The 3,578-nt window shown below is 64.1% G+C and carries 5 protein-coding genes; all 5 read right to left on the bottom strand.

The genetic code is table 11. The features are described from left to right. Nucleotides 1-35: 35 nt before the first annotated feature. From QZZ60_RS11035 to QZZ60_RS11015, 5 genes are read right to left on the bottom strand one after another with little or no spacing between them, the layout of a single operon-like run. On the bottom strand, nucleotides 36-398 hold the full coding sequence (locus QZZ60_RS11035) for a hypothetical protein (RefSeq protein ID WP_295641370.1): 363 nt from the start codon (nucleotides 396-398) through the stop codon (nucleotides 36-38). A gap of 12 nt (nucleotides 399-410) precedes the next feature. After that, entirely contained in the window at nucleotides 411-791 is a 381-nt protein-coding gene (locus QZZ60_RS11030; protein WP_295641368.1) for a NifB/NifX family molybdenum-iron cluster-binding protein, read from the bottom strand. 34 nt (nucleotides 792-825) lie between these two features. After that, the gene (locus QZZ60_RS11025) at nucleotides 826-1,698 is read right to left on the bottom strand and encodes an ATP-binding protein (protein ID WP_295641366.1); all 873 of its coding nucleotides are present in this window, start codon (nucleotides 1,696-1,698) and stop codon (nucleotides 826-828) included. Then, a complete protein-coding gene (locus QZZ60_RS11020; RefSeq protein ID WP_295641364.1) occupies nucleotides 1,691-2,593 on the bottom strand; it encodes a 4Fe-4S binding protein in 903 nt (300 codons plus the stop codon). The genes QZZ60_RS11025 and QZZ60_RS11020 overlap by 8 nt, the downstream gene beginning before the upstream one ends. Before the next feature lie 10 nt (nucleotides 2,594-2,603). Continuing rightward, nucleotides 2,604-3,293, bottom strand: a complete 690-nt coding sequence (locus QZZ60_RS11015) for a DUF134 domain-containing protein (RefSeq protein WP_295641362.1) — start codon at nucleotides 3,291-3,293, stop codon at nucleotides 2,604-2,606. Nucleotides 3,294-3,578 lie beyond the last annotated feature (285 nt).

The following is a 3,578-nucleotide window of genomic DNA, read 5'->3' as shown; positions in this document are numbered from 1 at the left end:
AAGTTTCCCCTCTCCCCCCGCAAACAATCTCTCTCCTATCCCGTCACCTTGGCGAGGGCGTCCATGAGGGCGTCGATGTCGGCGGGGGTGGGGGAGGTGGGGAGGCTGGTGAGCATGCCGAGGCCTTCCATGGCGTCGTGGAAGGTTTCGGGCGGCATGGAGGAGACGGCGGCGGTATGGATCATGGCGCTGACGGAGAGAATCCGAAACACGGCGCTGCGCAGTTCGTCTCTGTTCATGTCGAGGTCGAGGACCACGAGGGCGGGCCGTTCCTTCTGCATGGCGGAAAGAGCGTCGTCGAGCGTGGGAGCGGCGCTCATGGAAGCGCCGCGTTTTTCAAACTGCGGCCGCAGGTTCTGCCAGAGGTCGGCGCGGCCGGAAACGACGAGGATGTTCATGGGGGCTCCGCATCAATGAGCGTGGCCGCCGCCGCAGGTGAACTCCATGCTGAAGGGCTGGAGCTGACCGGCGAGGAACGCGTTGACGGCGCTGCCCACGGTAAGCTGGTTTCCGGCGAAGTAGACCTTCACGCCCGCCTGCTGGAAGCCCATGAGCGGACGCATGCCCATGCCGCCGGCGAGCAGCACGTTCACGTTGTGGGAGGCGAGGTGCTGCACGGGGGCCAGGCAGCCGCCCTGCTGATGGGGCACGTTTTCCAGCGTGCTGACGTTCTTGATGGCGTTGTCTTCGACTTCCACGATGGTGTAGATGTCGCAGTGACCGAAGTGCATGCCCATCTGGGCGTCGAGGCCGCCGGGCATGGCGGAAGGAACGGCAATGATGGTGCTCATGATAATCTCCTGAAAACGGTCGTAGAGGCGCCTTTCAGCGACGCACGTTCAGATTCTGAAGGGCCGACCACATGTCCTTCAGTCTGTTTCCCACGGGGTTGTCGAATTCGGTGAGGGCCTTGCGCGCCACCATGGCGCGGGTGACCACCGGATCGAAAGGCAGTCGGCCGAGGAGGGCGTCGCCCCGCTGAGCGCATTCTTCGGCCATGGCGTCGGCCTCTTTTTCGTTGAGGTCCGCCTTGTTGATGATGACGGCGAGCGGCACGCGGAAATGACGGCACAGATCCGCCACCCGCTGAAAGTCGTGTCGGCCGGACGGGGTGGGTTCCACCACGCCCACGGCCAGGCTTGCGCCGGAAAGCGAGGATATGACCGGACAGCCCACGCCGGGCGAGCCGTCGCAAAGCACGGTGTCGAGGCCCTGCGCCTTGGCAAGGCTGCGGGCTTCGGACTTGAGCAGGCTTACGAGCTTGCCGGAGTTCTCCTGTCCCGGAAAGAGCAGTGCGTGCACCATGGGCCCGAAGCGCGTGTCGCTGATCTGCCAGTCGCCGCAGTGCTGCTCCTCAAAGTCTATGGCCTTTGCCGGGCACAGATGCGCGCACACGCCGCAGCCTTCGCAGCGCAGCGGATCGACGGCATAGCCGTCGTTGTTCAGGCTTATGGCGTCGAAGGCGCACAGCGCGGCGCATTTTCCGCAGGAAAGGCAGGCGTCGTGCCGTATCTCCGCCTTGTGCCCGGAAACGAAGGCGTGCGTTTCCCGCGCCTTCGGATCGAGCAGAATGTGCAGGTCGGGCGCGTCCACGTCGAGGTCGCAGATGACCTTGTTCTCGGCAAGGTGGGCGAAGGCCGCGCTCACCGTGGTCTTGCCCGTGCCGCCCTTGCCGCTGATGACCACGATTTCACGCATGGGTCGTCTCCTTTGCGCCGCGCGACGCGTCAAGGGTGCGGAGCGCGTCCCTCAGGTTTTCAAAGCGCCTGCGCCACGCGGGCGAGAGTTCCGCAAGAAGGCGGCCCGAAGCGTACTGCTCGGCGGCCTCGCGCTCGAAGGGAAGTTCGGCAAGCAGCGGTATGTTCTGCTCGCGGCAGTAGATGCGCACCGCTTCGTCGCCTTTGGCGTTGCCCTCGGCCCCGGCCCGGTTGATCACCGCGGCCATGGGGCGTCCCATGGGCATAAACGCCTGATGCGCCAGACGAAAGTCATGGAAGCCGAACGGCGTGGGATCCACGACGAGCAGTATGACGTCCGCCTCGCGCGCCACGGTCACCGCCGGACAGCTCACCCCGGGAGGGGAGTCGATGAGCGCGTCGCCGGGCACTTCGTCCAGCATTTCGGAAAGAACGCGCAGCTCCTGACGCAGCAGCGGCGGCGTCATGGATTCGCCTATCCGCGTGCGCCCCATGAGAAAGCGTACGGCCCCCTCCAGCACCGTGCCGCTCGAAATTTCCCCGAGCTCCCTACCTGCATGGATGAGCGCGCCCGAAGGACATACCGCAAAGCAGCCGCCGCAGCCGTGACACATGTCGGGAAACAGCGTTATCCTGCCTGCAAACGACGCGATGGCCTTGTACGTGCAGATGTTGCGGCACTTTTCGCAGTGCACGCACTTTTCCGCATCCATGTTCGGCACGTCCAGCATGGCGGTCTTCTTCTCCGTGATCTGCGGAGGAAGAAACAGATGCAGATTCGGGGCCTCCGCGTCCGTGTCCACGGCAACGAGCGGAGCGTCCCATACGTCGGCAAGCGAGGCCGTCACGCAGGTCTTTCCCGCGCCCCCCTTGCCGCTGGCAATGACTACACGCATGATTCCTCCGCTACTTGTTGGAGGCTTCGGCAAAAGGCAGCTCGCCCCGCTCAAAACGCTCCGCCGCCTCGCGCACGCTCACGCCTTCCACGTCCTGACATACCTTGATGCCCGCCGCCTTCAGCGCCTCAAATGCCTTGGGACCCACATAGCCGCTTATCACCACGTCCACGCCCGCGCGCGACATGCGCTCGGCCGTTTCTATGCCCGCTCCCATGCTCATGGTCTGAGAGGCGCCGTTGTCAATGTATTCCACGCTCTTCTCGGGAAGCGTCACCACCACGAATCCGCCGGCCCGCCCGAAACGCGGATCGACCATGTCGTCAAGAGTGGGACCTTCGCTCGAAATCGCTATCTTCTGCATGGTGTCGTGCTCCTTGTTGCTGTCTTGTTCCCGCGGTGCGTCGGCAACCACGGCATACGTCCCGCCTTCAATCCGAAGAGCCATGCCCTGCGTGAGCGCAAGCGCCACCGTCCGCCGGGCCGACGCCAGCGTCCGCCCGAACGTGTGCCGCGATACCCTCATGTGCCGCGCAGCCTCCTGCGCCGTGAGCCCCTCCGCATCCGCCAGACGCAAAGCCTCAAGCTCGTCCACGCAAAGACACGCTTCCTGAAGCTCGCGAAGCGGTATCCCCCGCGGCTTGAAATACGTGACCGACGGCGCGGCGCTTACATATCGACAGTGTCTCGGGCGTGGCATGATTCCTTCCTTGAATGCGTGACGCAAAATTGTTTTGCACAAATGAGCATAACTCAAAAAACGCCCGAGTCAAGAGCTGGAAAGAAGAAAAATGCAGGAAACGCAGAAAAGACAGAAAACGCAGGAAAGGCAGGAAAGGCAGATCAGGGGCGCTGCCCCTGGCCCCGCCGGGGGAGATAATCTCCCCCGGACCCCCGAAAGGCAATGCGGGGGAAATAATTCCCCCCGCGCCCCCCTGTTTCGCCTTGCGGCTTCGCCGCGCGGCGGGGTTCGTGCGGGTGCCGG

Origin of the sequence: uncultured Mailhella sp. (assembly GCF_905187505.1) — a bacterium.
In the GTDB taxonomy this organism is placed as follows: Bacteria; Desulfobacterota; Desulfovibrionia; order Desulfovibrionales; family Desulfovibrionaceae; genus Mailhella.
This window is presented reverse-complemented; position numbering and strand designations above follow the sequence as displayed.